Consider the following 22,568-nt stretch of genomic DNA (forward strand, 5'->3'; position numbering starts at 1 on the left):
GTTTAGCTGGCTAAGATAAAAAAAATGAGGTAAAATGAGTTTCAGCGAAGATAATTCCTTGAAAATGAATGTTAGCGCTTAATCCATCGGCTTTGGATGGCCATCTCAGGGTTTGAAAAATGGATTATATAGAGTCCCGGGGGCAGCATTTCTAATTTGTCGGTGAGTTCCGAGGTGGTATTGATGGATGTCATCAAGTTGCCCTGCACAGTGTAAATGCTTATTTGTGAATTTTCTAGATTGAAACTTTTAGGAAGAGATATACTGATTTTACCAGAGAAATGAGGGTTTGGAGAAATTGAGATTTGATCATTTGAAACAAGGTGCTTGCTTTCTAATCTAACAATATTACTCCAAGACCATTGTCCTGAAAGATCTACAAGTCTGATTTGGTAGTAGGTTGATGTGGAATTTGATAAGCTTTCGTCACTATAAGCATAGAATACCGGGGAGTCAGAATTGCCTTTACTCAGGACGTGTCCAATTTTATTCCATTCCTTGGAGGGATTCTCTGAACGATAGATCTCGAACTTTTCATTCTCATTTTCAGATGCAACAGACCAGCTGATTTGCTTGACATTATCTTTGCTATAGGCAGAAAGAGTAAGCCACGTGACAGGAAGGATACTTAGTGTTCGGAAGCTGCCCACGGTAAAATTCTTACCAGTCAGGTCATCAAAAGTCAGACTTCTTATTGCCCAAAGGTTGATCGCATCTGTACTTTCTATATGGTTTCCAGGAGCAGCATATCCAGTGCAAACCAGCCGAAGATCTTCTGGATCGTCCACGATAAGCTTGTCTGCTGAAATTCTCATTTCCAGTGGATTAGAAGAAAAGTTTAACCCTGAGAAATTGAAGTAGCTGAATAGCCGATAGAGAATAGGAGTGCCATCTAAGTCATTGAAGCTAGGATTGAAATCTGCTCCTTTGTACTCAATGTAGTTGATGCTGAGATTCCCGCCGGCATTTGTACCGAGTAGCTGGACTTTTCGTATGCCGCCTTGATAGCGATCTCCAAACGGGAAAGTACCATTGGCGGCATTGAAAGCGGTAGGGGAGTTGGCGTATGTAAAAGAAGAAAGATTTTCCCACGATCCTCCTTGATAGTTCAAAACTCCCGCATTAGAGCTATTAATAGTGAGGGTGTTATCTTGGAAATTTAGAATGCCATCCAGCATGTTAAGATTTCTGAGCACACTAAGACCCTGGGTGAGTAGGACCTCACCGTCTGCTTTGTTTACTGTCATATCTTGTGGATCTAAAGCAAAGCCAGAGATCACTTGATCTGCAGTACCTACTACGCTTAGGTGGGTATTGTTCATCAGAAATTTCCCTGATCCGGTTTGAGTCATACCTCCCGTGATTGTTACACTTGGCGGGAGTAAAACATTGCGAATTCCTTGGACTTCCAGCTCATGAAAGGAAGAAATGGCTCCGGCATCAGCAAAAGTCGATGAGAGTAATGTTTTTTGGGTTGAACCAGCTCTGAAAGTCACTTTTCCGTCAAGCTGGAAATTGGCAGCTTCAATTCTTGGATTGGTACCTTCCAGTATAAGTTCTCCTCCAGCCTGGAGATCAAAGAGATTTGCGCTTCTTGAAGTTGACCTGAATAGTATATTTCCGTTACAATTGCTGACTAGAGTTCCACCATTCTCTATTATGAAATTCCCGAAAGTCCCAAGTCCGTATGAGTTGTTGATATTAAATGAAAAACTTGAACAAATTCCTGTATTTGTAAGTTTCTGGACAACTGCGCCGGATTTGATCGTAAATCGAAGTGCTTTAAATGGTTCTTCTATTGATAATTCAATTCCTGGCCCCGGATCAAAAATCACTGAATAATTACTGTTTTGGGCATTTCCAGACCATGCAGCATCAAGAATTATTGTTCTTGATATTCCTTTGAAAGTGATAGTGCTGCCAAGTGAACTGCCAATCCAATCAGAACTATTATGTGCGCCTGCCGGTATTCCTGGAGTTGCGCCATCGAAAGCCTGCAGAGTGCCATAAATGTTTAAATTATAATTGTTTAAGTTCAGCTTTTGAGTAGCACCGGCATCTGAATTTAAAAAAACACTCTTGGCTTCTTCATTTCCTGTCAAAGTCAATAAATGCGGTTGCTCAATATAGATATCGTTGGCTAAGGTCGGCTTGGTAGAGGCGGAAGTCCAGCCCAGTCCATCGTAAACTTCCCAAATCGCACTATTGCCAAAATTTCCAGAAGCTACTGTGCGATATGAACCTATTTCCTGACAGAAGGAAGCGTTTAAGTAAACACAATAAAATACCACCGCCGAGAATATGCTGTATATTCGACATGGAAAAATAGCCTCTTGTGCGAAAGAATTGCCCCGTATTTTCATTTTAAAAAGTAATCTAAAAAGCGTCAATTAATTTAGTGAAATGAACTGGAAAAAAATAGTGGTTAGTTTGATTTATTTACTGATTGTCAGTGGTTTAACTGATGTAAAGGCTCAATCATACCAAATCAGTCTTTTGACCTGTGATCCCGGAGAGGAGATTTACAGTTCATTTGGACACAGTGGGATTCGGGTATCGGATCTAGCTTCTGGCAGGGATGTGGTTTACAACTATGGCACGTTTGATTTTGGAGCGCCTAATTTCGTTCTGAATTTTGCCGGAGGAAGATTGGATTACTACCTGTCAGTATCCACTTTTGATCGCTTTATCGCAGAGTATGATTACTTCCATCGCAGTGTGCGTGAGCAGGTGCTGAATCTTAATGAGCAGCAAAAGATTGACCTGGTCCGGTTTTTGGAGACAAATTATCTACCAGAGAATCGGGCTTATCGTTACGATTTCTTCTTTGACAACTGCGCTACCCGGGTACGGGATGCGATCCATACCGTGCTTGGCGATCAATTAGTCTGGCATGATGAGGAGCAGGAAGCGGTGGACAAAAGCTTTCGTGAATTGATAGACGAGATGGTATTTTACATGTCTTGGTCGGATTTAGGGATTGATTTGGCACTGGGTTCTAGATTGGATAGAGACGCTACCCCGTTGGAGGAGCAATTTCTTCCTAAGTATGTGGAGGGAGCTTTTTCGAGAGCTGAGATCCAAGGTGATGGACCTACCCGTCCGCTGGTAGGGCAGAACAGAGTTATTTTAGATTTTGAAAAGCCAGTAGGTTCTTTTGGAGCAATCAATCCTTATTGGATTTTCTGGGTAGTAGCGATCGTTTTTACCAGCATTACATTTATAGGATTTAAGAGGAAAAAGCTCTTTATAGGTTTTGATGTAGCATTTTTTGGGATACTGGGAATCATAGGACTAGTGATATCAATTCTGTGGATATATTCGCTAATTCCTTCTACCAAGTGGAACTGGAATATACTCTGGGCTTTTCCCGGTCATCTTGTGCTGGCTTTCACTTTACTCAAGAAAACTATTAAGCCTTGGGTGTTGAAATACCTGCTATTTGCTTTGATCATGGCAGATGCGGCAGTGGTTTTTTGGATTTTGGGATGGCAGTCATTTCATCCAAGTCTTGTCCCATTACTTCTAGTCCTGATCCTCAGAACGAACTATTTGTATTATAATCTTGGCAAATTCAAACGCATTGCAAAGTAATTTTCTCTCTTCCTCTAAACTATTATATAGGGGATTGGTGTTGGGTGTTTTCGGACAAAGTATATGGAATTTAAACTTACCTCAGATTATCAACCTACCGGAGACCAGCCTAAGGCTATAGAACAGCTGACGGCAGGCGTGAATAACGGCGATCAGGCTCAGGTTCTCCTCGGGGTCACCGGTTCAGGTAAAACATTCACCGTAGCCAACGTAATTCAGCAGACCCAAAAGCCAACGTTGGTTCTAAGTCATAACAAGACGCTAGCGGCACAACTTTATGGTGAGTTCAAGCAATTTTTTCCAGACAATGCAGTCGAGTATTTTATTTCTTACTACGATTATTATCAGCCAGAGGCATTTATTCCTACCTCGGGCACTTATATAGAAAAAGATCTTTCGATCAACGAGGAGATAGAGAAGCTTCGATTGAGCGCTTCCTCAGCTTTGCTTACAGGGCGTAGAGATGTGATCGTGGTGGCATCTGTGTCCTGCATTTATGGCATAGGAAATCCGGATGAGTTTGGGAAGAACGTCATCAAGCTACAAGAAGGCGACCGGATTCCGAGAAATCAGTTGCTCTTCAAGCTGGTGGATATCCTATACAGTCGAACCCAGCATGATTTGACGCATGGGACTTTCCGGGTGAAAGGCGATACAGTGGATATTTTTGTGGCTTATGCCGACTGGGGATACCGTATTTTCTTCTGGGGAGATGAAATTGAAGCGATTCAGAGATTTGATCCGGCCACTGGTAAAAAACTTAATGACGAGAAAATCATCTCTATTTTCCCGGCAAACCTATTCGTGACAGGTAAGGATACGCTGCAAACAGCCATTCATGAGATACAGTATGACATGGTGGATCAGGTAAATTTCTTCGAAAGGGAAGGGAAATTTATGGAGGCAAAGCGACTTCAGGAGCGGACAGAGTTTGATTTGGAAATGATGCGTGAGTTGGGCTATTGCTCTGGAGTGGAGAATTATTCCAGGTATTTTGATCGGAGAGCCCCTGGTGCCAGACCATTCTGCTTGATGGATTATTTTCCAGACGATTTTCTTTTAGTCGTGGATGAAAGTCACGTGACCTTGCCTCAGGTGCGTGCGATGTGGGGCGGGGATAGATCCCGTAAAATCAATTTGGTGGATTTTGGTTTCAGACTACCTTCTGCTTTGGACAATCGCCCGCTGAAATTTGAGGAGTTTCAGGGTCTGACAAATCAGGCGATCTATGTCTCCGCCACGCCAGCTGATTATGAGTTGTCCTTGACCGAAGGAGTGGTGGTAGAGCAGATCATTCGTCCAACCGGGCTTTTGGATCCTACGATAGAGGTAAGACCAAGTCAGAATCAAATTGATGATTTGCTGGAGGAAATAGACCAGACTATAAAAAGTGGAGCGAGAACACTAGTAACTACGCTGACCAAACGGATGGCGGAGGAATTGCAGAAGTTTCTGGAAAGAGCCGGTGTTAAATCGCGCTACATTCACTCTGAGGTGAAAACGCTGGATCGTGTGGAGATCCTGAGGGAATTACGCTTGGGAATTTTCGATGTGCTCGTCGGAGTTAACTTATTGCGGGAAGGCTTGGATTTGCCTGAAGTGTCGCTGGTGGCGATTCTCGATGCGGACAAGGAGGGTTTTCTGAGAAATGAACGGAGTTTGGTACAGACGATTGGACGTGCTGCGCGAAATTCCGAAGGGCGTGTGATAATGTATGCGGATAAAATCACGAATTCCATGCAAATGGCAATGGATGAAACCAAACGTAGACGCGCGATACAGATCGAATACAATTCTGAGAACGGTATTACGCCGACGACTGTGGTGAAATCGCATAATAAAATCATGGGGCAAACCAAAGTAGCAGACTCGAAGAAAAATGCGAAGTTCTATGCTGAGCCTATGCCAGGAGAGGAAAATATGGCTGCAGATCCAGTGGTACAATACTTAAGTAAGGATAAGCTGGAGAAATTGATACAGCAAACTCAGAAGTTGATGGAAAAAGCTGCTAAGGAACTCAATTTCATGGAAGCTGCGCGACTGCGCGATGAGTGGCAATCTCAAAAATCCAGATTGGATCAGCTGATCAAAGGTGTAAGCAAATAGTGGTTCTTTAACCGCCGAGGACACAAAGGATACGCAAAGAGCGCCATTGTTCGGGTTATGTAACTAATCTGGAGATATAAGTAGACAGTATATATAATTATTTCTTCTCCTTTCGATCATTGCTAGAGAGCCTAATCGAACTTTGGATTAAGCTTTTCAATCATAAATCATTCATATCATTTCTACTGAAAATTTACAATAATGACGCTGCAGGATGTGAAGTCTCTCGCTGCGAAAGGCGAGGGGCTGCGAATTGAATTTAAAAAGAAAGCGACTTTTCCAGAGAAGATTGTCCGTGAGCTTATTGCATTTGCCAACACTTCTGGTGGGGATTTGCTGATAGGTGTAGATGATGATGGCTCTGTCAGCGGGCAGCGGTATATAGAGGAGGAGGTTTTTGTAATGGAAAAAGCCATAAAGGAGCTTATTTTCCCGAGGTTGGAATATGAGTTGTTTTCCGTAAAGATTAATGAGAAGAAGGGAGTAGCAATTTTTAAGGTTCCGATAAGTTCCCAGCGTCCGCATTATCTTAAAGAAAAGGAAAAGAAGCAAGCTTTTATCCGTGTGGCAGATCGATCAGTTCAGGCCAGTAAGGAAGTTTGGGAGATTTTGCGAAGAGGGAAAAACCCAAAAGACATAGTCTTTACCTACGGGAGAAAGGAAGAAATCCTGATGAAGGCTCTTGGAGAATCCGATAAAATCACACTAAATGAATTTGCGAAGTTGGCGAATCTGCCAAGGTTTCTGGCATCCAAAACATTGGTACGTTTGGTATTGGCTAATGTGCTTCAAATCCATCCTCAGGAAACTGCTGACTTTTTTACGTTGAAAGACTCGGGAGCTTAATTCCTGTCATTTCAGTAAATCCGGTATTTCCCTGAAGCCCTCCAGAATGAATCATCAGAATTTTTGAGCCTTCAGAGAAATAGTTTTTTTTGATCAAATCCCAGATTCCGAAGGCCATTTTCCCCGTGTAAATGGGGTCTAACACTATACCAAAACTCTCGTAAAACCACCAGATAAATTCAATTAACTCTTGGTTGTATTTGGCGTAACCTCCAAAGTGATAATTGGTGTAAATCTCGTACGATCCTTTACTACCAAGTTGATATGTGGCTATTAGATCGGAGATTTCTTTATGGATGAATTCGCCTTTAAGTGAGGAAAAGCCCAGCAGCTTTTGGTGCTCAGAAAGTGAAGAATACATTCCCGCATAAGTTCCTCCTGTACCAATGGAACTACAGATGTGGGAGAATGGTTGGTCCTCCAAATCTAGGATTTCTTTGGTCCCTTTTATGGCCAGTTCGTTGGTTCCTCCCTCTGGAATTAGGAAATACTCGCCGAATATTCCTTCTAGACTGACTAGAAATTCAGGATCGTTTTTATTTCTATAGCTATTTCTATCAATAAAAAGAAGCTGCATGCCGAGTCTTGCGGCATGTGAAAGAGTGGCATTGAGAGGTTCGGTCTTTTCACCCCGTATGATGCCAATGGCCTCTAGACTTTCAGCTTTCGCTGCTTCTGCTGTAGCATAGATATGATTTGAAAAAGCCCCTCCAAAGGTCAGTATCTTACTTTTCCCATCATTTCTAGCGTTTTCCAGATTGTATTTGAGTTTGAAAAACTTGTTGCCAGAAACTAAAGGATGGACTAAATCCAGCCGCTTAATGGCCAGTTTGATTCCTTTTTTCTCAAGAATAGAATTGGCAAGGCACTGTAGAGGAACTGGATTTGGGAGGAGCATTTAAGGTGCTTTTTTGCAGAGGTGCCAAAGTTAAGCCTGATAATCTTATTTTTGCAGCATGAGCATGCAAGCAGACGAAGAATTTGAGGAGGAGGAAATAGACCTATATGAGCATTACAAGTTTGTAATCGACAAAGGCCAGACTCCAATAAGGATTGATAAGTTTTTGACAGACAAGATAGCTTTTGCCACCCGAAATAAGATTCAGCAAGCGATTGATGCAGGTGCGATCCAAGTAAATGGAGAATCGATCAAGGGTAGTTACAAGGTAAAGCCGCTGGATGATATTCGAGTGCTGATGGGCAAGCCCCCGCGTGATACTGAGGTAGTTCCTGAGGATATTCCGCTAAACATTGTCTTTGAAGATCAGCATCTTTTGGTGGTGAATAAAGCCGCAGGAATGGTCGTGCACCCTGCACATGGTAACTGGACAGGTACGCTGGTGAATGCCTTGGTATATTACTTTCAGAATCTCCCAGAAATGAAAGGGAACGAAGGCCGGCCAGGGTTGGTGCATCGTATCGATAAGGACACTTCTGGACTATTGGTAATTGCAAAATCTGAGGATGCGATGACACATTTAGCATCACAGTTTTTTCATCATAGTATAGAGCGGACCTATTTGGCACTTGTATGGGGCGAGATGGATGAGGATGCCGGCACTGTCACTGGGAATGTGGGAAGAAGTGCGAAGAACAGAAAGATAATGGATGTGTTTCCGGATGGAAGTCAGGGTAAGCATGCAGTGACGCATTGGAAAGTGCTGAATAGGTTGCGTTACGTATCGCTGATTCAGTGTAATCTGGAAACCGGGCGTACACATCAGATCCGTGCTCATATGAAACATCTGGGACATCCGCTTTTCAATGATGCAACCTATGGAGGTGATAAAATCCGCAAGGGAACTCAATTCTCTAAGTACAAGACTTTTGTCCACAATGCATTCAATCTTTTGCCTAGGCAGGCACTTCATGCGAAGTCCTTGGGCTTTTTACATCCTGTGACCAAGGAAAAACTATACTTCGAAGCACCGCTTCCTGAAGATTTCCAAGCAGTTTTAGACAAATGGGAGAATTACGTGAACTTTGAATAAGGGCGATGTAATTGATGATTACTTAATTATTTCCCAATAATAATGTGATTTTGGCAATAAAATAGCCTTATATGACCTGTATTGGCAATATTGAACTGATTCGTTGAAAAATAGACAATAATCAACTCGATATTAACACTTTTTTTGACGATACTGTATTTTTCAAACGATTTCGTTAAAAATACTGTAAAAATTCAGTTTTATTTTTGAATTATTTTTAATAAACAAAGCCTTCTGCTATATTTGAATCATACAAAGAGAGCAAACAAACGGTAAGCACTCAAAATACATTGAAATTACACTACACTGTAGGATGTTGAAATTGGCAGACAAGCCCTCCTGTCTCGGGGGTGGAGGTCATAGGACAAAGCATTTAGCGAGCTCGTAAATTTGCCTAACTACTCCGTGGAGGTTCGAATCCTTCTCCTACAGCAGGTTATTTTGGGTTTATTGTTAATTGACTAAAACCATGAAATTTTGTTTCATGGTTTTTTTTATGCCCCAATTTTAAAGGGTTGTTTTTATAATTTTGAAATAAAAGATAACAACCCAATAAGATTTGGCTGAAGTAGGGGATAACTTACCTTATTAAATCCTTAATTAAGACATGTAAATCAGGTGTTAATTTATTGATTTTAAAATTTAATGACGATATGAATATAGTAACTGTAAAAAAATAAATTAAATGTTGTCAAAATTTTAATAAACCAATGGTATTTCTAATTTTGAGTCAGCAAAATAAAAAATGGTTGTCGGGTAAAACTTTCAGCAGCATTTAGAATATTGCTAATCAGACCTATTACCCTATGGTTTTCTAAAAACCTGGACAATTGGCAAAAGGCCAGTGAAGCGTACAATTCATCATTGTAGGATGTTGAAACTGGCAGACAAGCCCTCCTGTCTCGGGGGTGGGGAATCAAGTAGAAAGCGTAATTCAACCGGACTATTGCCTAACAACCCCGTGGAGGTTCGAATCCTTCTCCTACAGCAAAAGAAGCAGCACTTCAGTGTTGCTTCTTTCATTTTTATTTGCCCTAATTGTCTATTTTAGAGAAAAATCAGCGCTATATGGCAGAAGAGCAAAGAAATAAGCATTCCAACCATCCTTTCAAGAAGAAGTTGCTGAGAGGAGTGATGTTTACTTTTCTTGCCCTACTTTTTTTGGAATTTGTAGTCTATTTTGGATCTAACCTGCTGTTATCCAACTGGGCCAGGCAAAAAATTAATGAAGTAGCCAAAGACGTTTATGTAATTGATTTTAATCGAGTGCGGTTTTCTTTGCTGCGTCGGGGATTATTCTTGGATGGCATAGTAATGAAGCCTATAGGTGAACGTAAACCTGGGCAAAACCAAGCCTTATTCGATTTGACGTTGGATCAATTGGCCCTAAAGAACCTTTGGTACGACTTCTCTGAAGATGTATTGTATGTGGGGAAAATTGAGTTTGACAATCCAAATATTAGTATGAACCTACCTCCCAGAGCTAATGCTGGGGAAAGTGATGAAGCTGAGCAAGCTATTCGGGAAAAAGGCTCGCCTGTAAAGGCCCTTGAAGATGAGCTTAAAAAGATACTGGATAAGATTAATTTCATGGGCGTCTATATCAGTGAATTGGAGATTGATCACGCGGATTTATTCTTTTTGAATTTTCTCAGTCAAAATTCCCTTAGAGCAGAGCATACTAGCTTGCTTGTGAAGGATATCAACTGGGCTACTGAGGATGAGTGGACTACACCATTCAATGCCAGAGGATTTGAATTTGTACTGGATAATGTGGACTTTCCACTACCTGATGGGGTGCATTCCATTCAGTCTGAACACGTGTATATAAGCTCTTTAGCTAATGTGATCGATATCAATGGTTTTCGGCTTCATTCGGACAAATCCATTGAAAGTAAAGCGTATTACGATGTCTATTTGAGCGAACTTCGCGTAGGCAATGTTGATCTGAATGAGGCTTTTATGACTTCAAATGTCATCATTGATGAGATCATTTTAAATGATCCTGTGTTCAAAGTCGAGGAAAATATTTCCAGTCAAGAAGATAGTACAGCTACGGGAGATCTGAATGAATTGATAGCAGGTATATTGAAGTCCTTTGAGGTACAGGAACTCTCGGTGAATAATGGGAAGTTCACAACATATAGTCTGGCGGACACGCTCAAAAATCGGATTGAAATCAAAAAGCTTGATTTTAAGATGATCAATTTTTATTTGGGCGAGGATGAAGCCAGAAAAAAAGACCAGTTTTTTTATGGCGAAGATGCGGCTATGGACATTGAAGATGCTGACTTGTATCTGTCAGATAATGTTCATGTCATCTATGGCGACAGAGTAAGTGTATCTTCATTTAAGGATGAGATTGTCATTGAAAACGTCCACTTGGAGCCAAGAAAGGATGCGTTGGCAGAAGGACAGGCCAATTATATTATGCGTATATCTCTACCTAAGCTAGTGCTGTCTCAGGCTAACTTGAAGCTTTTGTACAATGAAGGTGTATTCAACATAGATGAGATGCTGATTCAATCTCCAAAGGTAGAAATCACCGAGCTTACCAAAAGGAAAGAAAACCTGAATAGTGTCCCAATAAGAGAACTGTTGGAAGGCTATCTCAATGAAATCGCGATTGGAAGGATGGATCTACGTGAGGGAGAAGTTCAATTCAAGAATGAAAAGGGAGAAAGAAGTGATGACATTGGGTTTGAAAGATTCAGTTTGTTACTTGAGAAAGTATTGCTCCAACCAAATGCTGAGTCAGATGTGCGCAATTATTTTTTAGCAGAAGAAATGGTGCTGAGCTTGTATCAGTATAGGCTCAAATTGCGAGACAATCTCCACGAGTTTATGGCCGATAAGGTGTTGATTGATTCCAAGAATTCTCTGGTAGTGGTAGATAATTTCACACTAAGACCTGAAAACCCAGATTCTACCCAAGTCATTCTTGATACGTATGGCAAATCTGTTATTCTGGATATCTCCATTCCGGAGTTTCGTGTAGAAGGGATAGATCTTATGTCGGCATATCTGGATGAGAAGTTAATAATCAACCAGATCTTGGTTCCATCTCCGGTGGCCAATTTCACTCGATTTAGGAAGAGAAGTGGCAGCAATTCTACTACATCGCAAATGGAATCATCTGATGAAATAGAGAGTCTGCTCACTTCCTATTTTTCCTCGATCCAGATCGATTCCATAAGTTTTAGCAACGGTCAAGTTCAATACAAAAATTTTGCGGGTAAGAAGGACATTTCTCTAAGTGAAGATAGCCTGTCTTTGAATTTGAAAGGCTTTTATCTTGAAAAAGGACACAATACTAGCTCAGAGAGAACTTTTTTTTCAGATGAAATTGACTTGATTTTGAGGAAATATGACTTCAGTGTAGCAGGGGGGAATTACGAAGTGGATACAGATGGTCTTCGGTTTAATTCTCGTTCCAAGACTATAGAAATAGACAACCTAACGCTACGCCCAAGTATTGCTATCAAGAGCAAAATTGCGCTGTCCTTGAATCTGCCAAGTGTGTCTTTTGAAGGGGTTGATATTGAGTCCTTTCTATTTGAGAATCAACTGCAACTCGATAAGCTTGCTGTGGATGGAAGTACAATAAATCTGGAGATTAATAGAGATTATCAGAGGGAAGGGAAGGAAGAAAATCCTGGCCAAAGCGTGGCTAAGACGCTTCCCAAATCCATTGAGTTGGTTTCAATTGGTGCAGTAGAAGCCACAAATTCAAAGCTGAGTTTGAATTATAGAGTAGGGGAAGATGATTTTGAATCGATACAGACTGATTTTGACCTGGAGATAACTGGCCTGACCCTAGACTCTGCTGCTAATGCAAGTAAGGATATTGCCGGCTTGTTTGATGAGATTAAGCTTACGCTGAAGGATTTTTCATACACTTTGCCAGACAGTATCCACACGATCAAATTCTCTGATCTATACGTGGATAACTCGGCTGATGAAACAATATTTTCGAATTTTGAAATAGTCCCTAGTGATTTCACAGGGAGTCCGGGAATGCCCATTTTATCTGCTAAAATAGATGAGCTCGGCGTGAGAAATAATACCATTCGAGCTATTCAATCTACGGGTGTGATCGACCTTACGCAGCTTAGACTGATGAACCCTAAAATCGATCTATACCTCGACACAGCCAGTAAATCACGGACACTTAAGCAATCAAAAGACTCCTTAGACTCAAAAAATAGAGGTTTGATTGAGTCGGTTTTACTTCAGGATATATTGATCAACAATGGAGACATCGTGTTACATAATAAAGAGTCGGGACAGATTCCTAGAATGGCATTTAATAATGTCAATTTTGGATTAACAGACCTCAATTTTGATTTGATGAATAAAAACACAGACTTAAGCCCCCAGTTTCTCTTGGAAAAGGACTTGAGTCTCTCGCTTTCGAACTACCAAGTCTATACAAAGGATAGTCTCAGCAAGCTAAGTATCGGGAAAATAAGGTACCTGGATAATACAATCGTTCTGGATAGTGTACATTATCAGCCAGCGTTGGGGCGCTATGAATTTTTACGCAAAAAAGGTTACCAGGACAATGCCTTGGATGCTTTTGTGAAAAAGATTCAGCTCGAAGAAATAGATTTTGACGAGTATTTCATCAATAAAAATCTAAAAGCGCATGTGCTGAGACTTGAGGGCTTTGATTTGGATGTTTTCAGAGACAAGAGAATTCCATTGAAAGAAGGTATCATTAAGCCTATGCCTCAGGAATTGATGCAAAATGCGCCGTTCAGTTTAGAACTTGATTCTGTGATTGTGCAGAATGGATTTATCCGATATCAGGAGTTTATCCCTCGGGCTATGCTTCCTGGGTCCATTCGATTTGAAAATGCAAATGCTTCTATTGCTCCCTTTGTGATGAGAAAAAGTGGGGAGGATTTTCCTTTAAAATCTTCTATAATTTCTGCTACTTCAAAGTTGATGGGAGATGGGGAAGTTAGGTTGAAGGCAGACATGCGTTTTGACTCGCCCTACCCTATGGAAGTGGACGTGGAGTTGGGAGAATTTGACCTCACACTTCTGAACAACATGTTGACCAAAGGAGTATTTCTGAAGGTGGTAGATGGACGGGTAACGGATGGGAAATGGAATTTCAGAATGGATGATGATGTAGCTAAAGGTAAAATGAACTTCCAGTATAAGGATCTGAAAGTCGAATTTTTGGATTCTTTGACTTTACAGAGAGGGAGAGGGAAGCTTGGAATAATGACTTTTCTGGCTAATCTATTCACCAAAAGTAATAACCCACGAAATTTTTTTAATCATCGGGTGACTTCAAGAATTTACTTCGAGCGGGATAAGTCAAAATTCATTTTTGGGGGCTGGTGGCGAGCCACGTTTAGTGGTCTGAAGGGGAGTTTGGGACTGGGACAGCCGAAAGCTCCTAAGAGAGGGGAAGAGGAAGAAGAAGAATAAAGATTTCGAATTTGCTTAAAGCAGAAATTAGCATTCGAATAGTAATCCTAAGTAACTTTATTTCTTTTAGGTAAAGACCGCAATAGAATTGCTAATGCATATTGTGGGTTAAAGCCCATTCCTTGAAGCCAGATGCATAATCCGGATAAAAGAGAAAAGCCCCAATGAAATCAATCAAAAGGGCTTTCTACAAATTTGCCAACTAGTTTATCTTCTTAGGATTTTGAGTTGCTCGCTATTGGTGCCCCATATTAACTGCACAATGTGAATACCTGGCGCTGCTTGCTCAAGGTAATTATTGACAGCAATACCTACCTCTTCGACTGAGCGCACCGAATAAGTCTGGTAGACACCTTTTACATCTGATACTTTGATCAGGATTTGCTCATCTCTAAAATTGCTTCTGTCTAGTAAATCCACTGTTACGAAATCCCCAGGACTGCTAGGATTAGGGTAAACAATCCATCTTGACTGTCCTTTCAAACTTGGGACTTGAATGGAACGTGTGACACTGTAGGCGTATGAACCGTCTATGTCCAGTTGTTTTAGTCTATAGAAAATATCTCCGCCTGAAGCAGGAAGATCTCTATCCTCATAACTGTAATCAGTAGGAGAGTCCTTATAGCCTTGTCCTTTTACTTCTCCGATCTTTTTCCAGGAAGTTAAATCACCATTAATTGCTCTTTCTATCTCAAAACGGTTATTTTCCCATTCTTGGGATGTGGCCCAAGTTAGTTGTCCTGATCGATTAGCTGAGTTGAGTTTGGCTTCGAAATAGAGGAATTCCACTTCTAGTACTCGGTAATTGAAGTAGTAAATATAGACGACGCCATTCCCGCCTTTTCCTCCTCCATAATAACCTGCACCACCACCAGAACCGGTTTTATCAACTCCTGGGTATCCAATTCCATCTGTATTATTGATATCTAAATTTCCATCACCGCCTATAGTTATTCCGTTTGCGGTACCACCTTCGCCAATTTTTTCAGTTCCATTGAAATATTCTCCAATTCCACCACCACCACCACCGTAGTATCGTGTGGAATCTCCTATGATTAGGGCTATTCCATCTCCGCCTCTTCCTCCTTCACCTTGTCCTGCTCCCGCTGCCTTACCATTTTGTCCATCATTTCCACTGCCCCATGGAGTTAATCCACCGCCACCACCTCCGGCAATAGAATTTTGAGGTTCGCTATAATCCCCAAGTCCTCCAATATTTCCTTGATAAACAGTGACATTTGTTCCTGTATAAGTAATAGGTATGGAGTTTCCACCGACACCTGACGATTTACCTGGAGACGGAGTTGCACCACCTCCCCCTCCTGAAGCACCGTTAGAACCATTGTTGGAGCTTTGAGAACCACCACCTCCTCCTCCTGATACTATAATATTAATTGGGTTCCCGTCTAAACTTCCTGTAAATGAAGTAGGATCGCCAGGAACACCAGGATTAGTTCCTATAGTTGCTCCAAGGCCACCCTCTCCCACAAGAATATCGAAGCTAGTACCTGAAGGTATTCCATAAGGATTATTGGTAGAAAATGATTGCATTATTAATGCTCCTGATCCTCCGCCACCGGCTCCTTCACCACTACCTCCACCACCGCCACCACTACCAACTATTACGGTAAAATCAACCAGTCCTTCAGGAGCGATCCATGTGTCATCACATGTGTATTCTATTATTGTAGTTCCTGATTTTGCCCCGTCATCAATAACTTTAATACAATCGGTTACATCAGCATCAGGACAGGAATAAGAGATTACAACTAATCCTGAGCCACCTTTGCCTCCACCTCCATTACTGGCACCTCCCCCTCCCCCAGGATTTTGACCTGCAGTGCCGATATTTCCACCAGCTCCTCCTAAGGGACCAGCACCATTTCCACCATTTTTTCCTGTTCCATTATTACCGTTGGATCCAGAATACCTTGGGTCAAAAACACCACCATTTCCTGTTGTGCTTGGGGATCCACCTCTACCACCTTCAGAATACAAAAGGCTATTAGCGAATTTGTTAGCAAGATTTGTATCACGGGTTACGTATGAGTCTCCTCCATTTGTATTTTCATTACCACCTGCGCCTGCAATTACACCAAGAGGTTCTCCTGGTACTACAGCGATTTGTCTTATAGAATATGCACCACCACCACCACCACCAGAGCTAGATCCTTTACCACCACCACCACCACCACCATAAACTTCTATGGTTATACTATACACATTTGCAGGAACGAAAAATGTGCTATTCCCCGTAAAAACAGCAGAGCATACTCCAAAATAGGTTGTTGGAGGAGAAGGCAGGGTAACTGTACAAACATCAGTTGACTTTTTGATGGTCAAAATTTGCACTGTATAGGTGTCCTCATTACTAACAATAGGAGTAGTAGTAAACGTACCTTTTCCATTAACTACTGTGGCATTCACCGGCCCTACAGTAGTAAAGGCTCCAGATGCTTGTTTAATTTGATAGGTAACATTATAGGTCCCATCCAGCATTTCCGTAGGGTCGGCATAAAAAGTTACTGTTGCAGCACCACTAATAGTAGTGGCAGACACCGAAGAAACTGCCGTAATATCATATTCTGGAGTTACATCTATTGTTCCAGTAGCAGTTAATCCATTTGTACAAGGACCTGTAAGTGGGATGCTATAACTATATAAGCCAGTTGTATTTGCAGTTCCTGAAAATGTAATTAGTCCATTCGAAGAATTAAAAGAAGCAGTTATCCCAAGAGGCAGTCCCGTAGGTGCTCCTATTGATGTAACCCCAGTCGTTGGTTGTGTAAACGGAGCTAGGTTAGGGGAGCTGATACATACACTTGGAGAGGCCACAGACGTGGGGCCAACTGTCGCATCTGGATTCACGGTAATGGTCCCTGTAGCGTTTACTGTTCCACACCCTCCAGTCAGAGGGATGGAATAATTAAATGTTCCAGATACTGTAGGAGTACCTGAAATTGTAATTGTATTTGAAGCCCAGGAAGCAGATACCCCAGCTGGCAATCCATTTGCACCAGAAACACCTGAATCGGAAATTCCTGTCGCATTCGCTGTACTAAGGGTAACAGTTGGTATTGCTGTATTAATACATACGGTAGGAGAAGTAGAAGCTGCTGAAACAGTATTGTTAGGATTGACAATAAATGCATCAGAAACGGTTGATGTTACACTTGGCCCACATCCTCCTGTGCTTGAAACTTCGACATAGTAATAAACAGGTGCTGGACCCACTACATTAGATGGAGGAGTAAATGAATTCGAATTTGCCCCAGAGATAGCGCTTCCGCCAGAATTAGAGTTAGAGGTATTACTAAACCATTGGTAATTTAAAGTGCCTGTACCTGAGGCACTCACAGAAATAGGAAAAAACGGTCCATTCCCTTCGCAAATCGTGGCACCAGTTAAGCTTTCGCTATCAATTGAGGTTAGAGGGTTTACAGTAAATGCTCCAGATACAGCTGTTGGCACTGTTCCACAATCACTATTGGCGACAGCATAATAATAAGTTGTTCCTACAGTAGCGGATAAAGGAGTATAAGAAGAGGATGTCGCGCCAGGAATTACTGCCCCCCCGGAATTGGAGGCACTCGAATTACTATGCCATTGATAGCTCACCGTTCCCTCACCAGTTGCAAATACCGAAATCGAATTGAATGAATCTCCAAGACAAATAATCTGAGATGTCGTAGATGGATCTTGAGTAATCGTGGTAGCTGGTGGAGTTACGGTAAATTCTCCCGATACATCTGAGGTTTGTAATCTGCAATTTCCAGTTACAACTACATAATAAAATGCTGCTCCTTGGGAATTTGATGGTGGTGTAAATGAAGCTGAATTAGCCCCAGGTATAGAAGTTCCTCCCGAGTTAGAACTAGTGGAGTTTTTATACCATTGATATGTAAGATTAGCGCCATTCGCTGAAACAGAAATTGGATTGAATCCATCTCCAAAGCATTCTAACTGATCACTTGTATCCGGTTGGGAGATGATGGAAGTAATCGGATCTACTGTAAATGCGCCAGAAATAGTGGATGTGACACTTGACCCGCAATCACTTGATGCAATCACATAATAATAGTTTGTGCCAATAGGGGCTGAAGTAGGAGTATAGGAAGAGGAGGTGGCTCCACCAATTGAAGTTCCTGTTGTGTTATTATTTGTTGTATTTGTATACCATTGGTAGGTGACAGTTCCAGTTCCCGTAGCACTTATAGAAATGCTGGTAAAGTTTTGACCGTCGCAAATAGTCTGAGCTGCTAAGCTTTCACTTGTAATCGTTGTGGCAGGATTTACAGTAATTGTTTTTGTGGCAGTTGTAGTTCCGCAGGAACCTCCGCTGGTAGTCAAAGTCAAGGTGATAGTCCCAGACTCAGCGGCTCCTGCAGTATAAGTTGCTGTTGAAGGATTAGTTGCATTCGTCCAAGTTCCAGCCCCACCACTCCAAGTTCCACCAGTAGCTCCTCCACCTACACTTCCGCCCATGGCTACAGATGTTGCGCCTTGACAAATAGCTGCCACAGCTGCTCCAGCATTGGCTGTTGGGTTTGGATTGATGGTTATGGTTTTTGTTGTTGTGGTTGATCCGCAGGAACCTCCGCTGGTAGTCAAAGTCAAAGTGATAGTTCCAGACTCAGCAGCTCCTGCAGTATAAGTTGCTGTTGAAGGATTGTTTGCATTAGTCCAAGTTCCAGCCCCTCCACTCCAAGTTCCTCCAGTAGCTCCTCCACCCACACTTCCGCCCATTGCTACAGATGTTGCACCTTGACAAATAGCAGCCACAGCTGCTCCAGCATTGGCTGTTGGGTTTGGATTAACGATAAAAGCACCTGAAACGGTTGAAGTTTTACTTGGCCCACATCCTCCTGTGCTCGAAACTTCTACATAATAATAAATAGGTGCTGGACCTACTACATTAGATGGAGGAGTAAATGAGTTCGAATTAGTACCTGCGATAGGGCTTCCCCCAGAATTAGAATTGATGGTATTACTATACCATTGGTAGTTTAAAGTGCCAGGACCAGAAGCACTCACAGAAATAGTTGAAAAAGGTCCATTTCCTTCACAAATCGTAGCACCTGTTAAGATTTCGCTATCAATGGAAGTTAGGGGATTTACCGTAAATGCGCCAGATACAGCTGTTGGCACTGTTCCGCAATCGCTATTTGCGACCGCATAATAATATGTCGTTCCAACAGTACCGGATAAAGGAGTATAAGCCTGGGAAGTTGCACCAGAAATTAAAGCCCCCCCGGAATTGGAAGCGCTCGAATTACTATACCATTGATAGGATACCATACCGGCACCAGTTGCCGTTACATCAATTTGTGTAAAAGAATCACCCAAACAAATCGTTTGCGGATTTGGGGAAGGATCTAAAACAATTTGTGTAATTGGTGGGAAAACCTCGTATATCCCTGATACATCTGAAACCAATATTCCACAAGTACCTGTCACTTCTACGTAATAGTAAGTTATTCCTTCAGGAGTGGAAGGGGGGGTAAAAGTCGTGGAAGTGGCTCCAGTAATCAAAGTTCCTCCCGAGTTAGAATTCGCTGTATTGCTAAACCATTGATAGGTTAATGCAGTACCTGTGGCTGTGACTGATATAGGAGAAAACCCATCTCCAAAGCATGTATCATAATTAGTATTGTCAGGCTGAGCAGTAATAACTGTCATCGGGTTTACTGTAAATGCACCAGAAATAGTTGAAGTGACACTTGACCCGCAATTACTTGATACAACTACATAATAATAGTTTGTACCAATAGCCGATGAAGGAGGAGTATAGGAAGAGGAAGTGGCTCCACCAATTGAAGTTCCTGTTGTGTTATTATTTGTTGTATTTGTATACCATTGGTAGTTCAAAGTTCCTGTACCTGTAGCAGTAATAGAAATGCTGGTAAAGTTTTGACCGTCACAGATAGTTTGTGCCGCTAAACTTTCACTGGTAATTGTTGTAGCAGGATTTACAGTTATTGTTCCAGTAGCATCAGCCGTTCCACATCCCCCTGTTAAAGGGATTGAATAGTTAAAAGTCCCCGAAGCAGTAGGAGTGCCAGAGATGGTAATGGTATTCCCAGCCCATGAAGCGGTGACTCCAGCAGGCAAACCAGTGGCAGCTCCTACCCCAGTAGCCCCTGTGGTAGAATGAGTGATTGCCATGAGCGCAGTATTAATACAAAGCGTTGGTGCAGAGGAAGGAGCAGAAACGGTGTTATTTGGGGTGACGGTAATAGTTCCTGTGGCATTCACAGCAGGGGTATTACATCCCCCTGTTAAAGGAATGGAATAGTTAAAAGTTCCCGAAGCAGTAGGAGTCCCAGAGATGGTAATGGTATTCCCAGCCCATGAAGCGGTGACTCCAGCAGGCAAACCAGTGGCAGCTCCTACCCCAGTAGCCCCTGTGGTAGAATGAGTGATTGCCGTGAGCGCAGTATTAATACAAAGCGTTGGTGCAGAGGAAGGAGCAGAAACGGTGTTATTTGGGGAGACGGTAATGGTGCCTGTGGCATTCACTGCAGGGGTATTACATCCCCCTGTTAAAGGGATGGAATAGTTAAAAGTCCCGGAAGCAGTTGGAGTCCCAGAGATGGTAATGGTATTTCCAGCCCAAGCGGCGGTGACTCCGGTAGGCAATCCAGTGGCAACACCGATTCCAGTTGCCCCTGTGGTAGCGTGAGTGATTGCCGAAAGCGCTGTATTAATACAAAGGGTAGGTGTAGAGGAAGGTGCTGTAACGGTGATATTTGGGGTTACGGTAATGGTGCCTGTGGCATTCACAGCAGGGGTATTACATCCCCCAGTCAAAGGAATGGAATAGTTAAAAGTCCCAGAAGCAGTAGGAGTACCTGAAATGGTAATGGTGTTTGCGGCCCAAGAAGCGGTGACTCCGGCGGGCAATCCAGAGGGAGCACCGATTCCAGTTGCCCTTGTAGTGCTATGAGTAATGGCAGTCAGTGCAGTATTAATGCAAAGGGTAGGAGTGGAAGAAGGCGCCGAAGCGGTGTTGTTCGGTGTTACCGTAATAGTTCCTGTGGCATTTACTGCAGGAGTATTACATCCTCCGGTCAAAGGAATGGAATAGTTAAAAGTCCCTGAAGCAGTAGGAGTCCCAGAGATAGTAATGTTATTCCCTGCCCAAGCGGCGGTGACTCCGGCAGGCAAACCAGTTGCAGCCCCAATCCCAGTAGCCCCTGTGGTGGAATGAGTGATTGCCGTCAGCGCCATATTAATACATAGAGTTGGCGAAGAAGAAGGAGCAGAAACGGTATTATTGGGAGTTACGGTAATGGTTCCGGTGGCATTCACAGCAGGATTATTACATCCTCCAGTTAAAGGAATGGAGTAATTGAAAGTCCCAGAAGGAGTAGGAGTCCCAGAGATGGTAATGGTATTTGCAGCCCACGAAGCAGTGACTCCAGCAGGCAATCCTGTGGCAGCACCGATACCGGTTGCCCCGGTGGTAGTATGAGTAATTGACGTCAGCGCTGTATTAATACATAGTGTCGGGGTTGTAGATGCAGATGTAACGGTATTGGGAGGGATAATAGTGGTAATGACTATTTGACCATTTCCGCCATTTCCTCCACTTGGATTTCCGGAGTTTCTTACAGCGCCACCTCCACCTCCGCCAGGCGGTATTCCTGAATTACCAGGTAGAGCACCACTTGACCCACTTGCGCCATCTCCGCCATTTCCTCCACCAGTTGGTGCACTGCCACCTGTTCCACCAGAGCCATTTATCCCGTTGGCTCCTGTTCCCGCTGAAGATCCTCCTCCACCTCCATCCGCTCCTGCGTCAGCACCACTTCCTCCAGTATACCTAATAGTTCCAGTTCCCAAACCACCTCCAACTGCCCCAGTTGGGCTATTTGGCACAGATGACCCTCCTAATGCCCGAACAATTGAAGATCCCTCAGTGGTTAGTGAAAACCAAGAGTTACCACCTGGATTATTGTTGTTTGTGCTTCCTGCACCAACACTGTAGTTGAAAGTTTGACCTGGGGTAACCGCAATAGTACTCCGTGAATAGCCACCACCACCACCACCACCATAGGCGCCGTTTGAAGATGAACCCCCTCCTCGGCCACCGCCACCCCAAGTTTCAACTGTAATTGAAGTCACGTTAGCTGGAACTACCCAAGTCCCATTTCCAGTAGTTATTGCTGATTGTGTTGTTGGACATTGCCCATAACTCTCCCAGCTGACAAAAATCAGAGCGATAAAAAATAAACTAGCCAGTAAATTTTTTCTCATTTACTACGTGTTAAAATTGAATTTGAAATCCATAAAAACGTATTTCAAAGATACTTCTAATTTTAGAATAAATGCTTTTTTGAGATTCTTTTCTTAAGTAGAATCCTAATTTTCAAGGTATTAATACTATTCGTGATTTATAGTGTCCTTGACTATCCCTATGTACGCAGTAAAAATGCTTTCTAAAATTGGCCCATGACTATTTTTCATAGGAAATCCATTTGTTTCAAGTAAAACAAATTTTTTTTTGCAATTCTTATTTTAATGGGATCAAATTACTTGACTAGGCTACCAATTGTGCTACCAAAGCAGAATGGAAAATTTCAA

At 42.4% G+C, this 22,568-nt stretch carries 8 protein-coding genes; 5 read left to right on the forward strand and 3 right to left on the reverse strand.

What is annotated here, in order from left to right:
- Positions 1 to 71 precede the first annotated feature (71 nt).
- The gene (locus U3A58_RS07890; protein ID WP_323822870.1) at positions 72 to 2,363 is read right to left on the reverse strand and encodes a T9SS type A sorting domain-containing protein; all 2,292 of its coding nucleotides are present in this window, start codon (positions 2,361 to 2,363) and stop codon (positions 72 to 74) included.
- 40 nt (positions 2,364 to 2,403) lie between these two features.
- Between U3A58_RS07890 and U3A58_RS07895 the strand changes: the two genes are divergently transcribed.
- The 3 genes from U3A58_RS07895 to U3A58_RS07905 all read left to right on the forward strand — a co-directional run bounded on the left by U3A58_RS07895 (position 2,404) and on the right by U3A58_RS07905 (position 6,546).
- Positions 2,404 to 3,594: an Lnb N-terminal periplasmic domain-containing protein gene (locus tag U3A58_RS07895; protein ID WP_323822871.1), complete on the forward strand. Its 1,191-nt coding sequence runs from the start codon at positions 2,404 to 2,406 to the stop codon at positions 3,592 to 3,594.
- Positions 3,595 to 3,657: 63 nt separating this feature from the next.
- Complete coding sequence (gene uvrB, locus U3A58_RS07900; RefSeq protein WP_323822872.1) at positions 3,658 to 5,700, forward strand: excinuclease ABC subunit UvrB; 2,043 nt, start codon at positions 3,658 to 3,660, stop codon at positions 5,698 to 5,700.
- Positions 5,701 to 5,901: 201 nt separating this feature from the next.
- Complete coding sequence (locus U3A58_RS07905; RefSeq protein WP_323822873.1) at positions 5,902 to 6,546, forward strand: AlbA family DNA-binding domain-containing protein; 645 nt, start codon at positions 5,902 to 5,904, stop codon at positions 6,544 to 6,546.
- Here the strand turns inward: U3A58_RS07905 and U3A58_RS07910 are convergent.
- A complete protein-coding gene (locus U3A58_RS07910; protein ID WP_323822874.1) occupies positions 6,521 to 7,444 on the reverse strand; it encodes a 1-aminocyclopropane-1-carboxylate deaminase/D-cysteine desulfhydrase in 924 nt (307 codons plus the stop codon). The two genes, U3A58_RS07905 and U3A58_RS07910, sit on opposite strands and share 26 nt — an antisense overlap.
- Positions 7,445 to 7,502: 58 nt before the next feature.
- Here U3A58_RS07910 and U3A58_RS07915 point away from each other — a divergent pair, with 58 nt between their 5' ends.
- Positions 7,503 to 8,537 (forward strand): RluA family pseudouridine synthase, encoded by a 1,035-nt coding sequence (locus U3A58_RS07915; protein WP_323822875.1) that lies wholly within the window; start codon positions 7,503 to 7,505, stop codon positions 8,535 to 8,537.
- A gap of 1,068 nt (positions 8,538 to 9,605) precedes the next feature.
- Positions 9,606 to 13,982: a hypothetical protein gene (locus U3A58_RS07920; protein ID WP_323822876.1), complete on the forward strand. Its 4,377-nt coding sequence runs from the start codon at positions 9,606 to 9,608 to the stop codon at positions 13,980 to 13,982.
- 207 nt (positions 13,983 to 14,189) lie between these two features.
- Here U3A58_RS07920 and U3A58_RS07925 read toward each other — a convergent pair whose 3' ends face one another.
- Complete coding sequence (locus U3A58_RS07925) at positions 14,190 to 22,241, reverse strand: glycine-rich domain-containing protein (protein WP_323822877.1); 8,052 nt, start codon at positions 22,239 to 22,241, stop codon at positions 14,190 to 14,192.
- Positions 22,242 to 22,568: the final 327 nt, after the last annotated feature.

The sequence above is a fragment of the Algoriphagus persicinus genome, assembly GCF_035156415.1.
Classification (GTDB): Bacteria; Bacteroidota; Bacteroidia; order Cytophagales; family Cyclobacteriaceae; genus Algoriphagus; species Algoriphagus persicinus.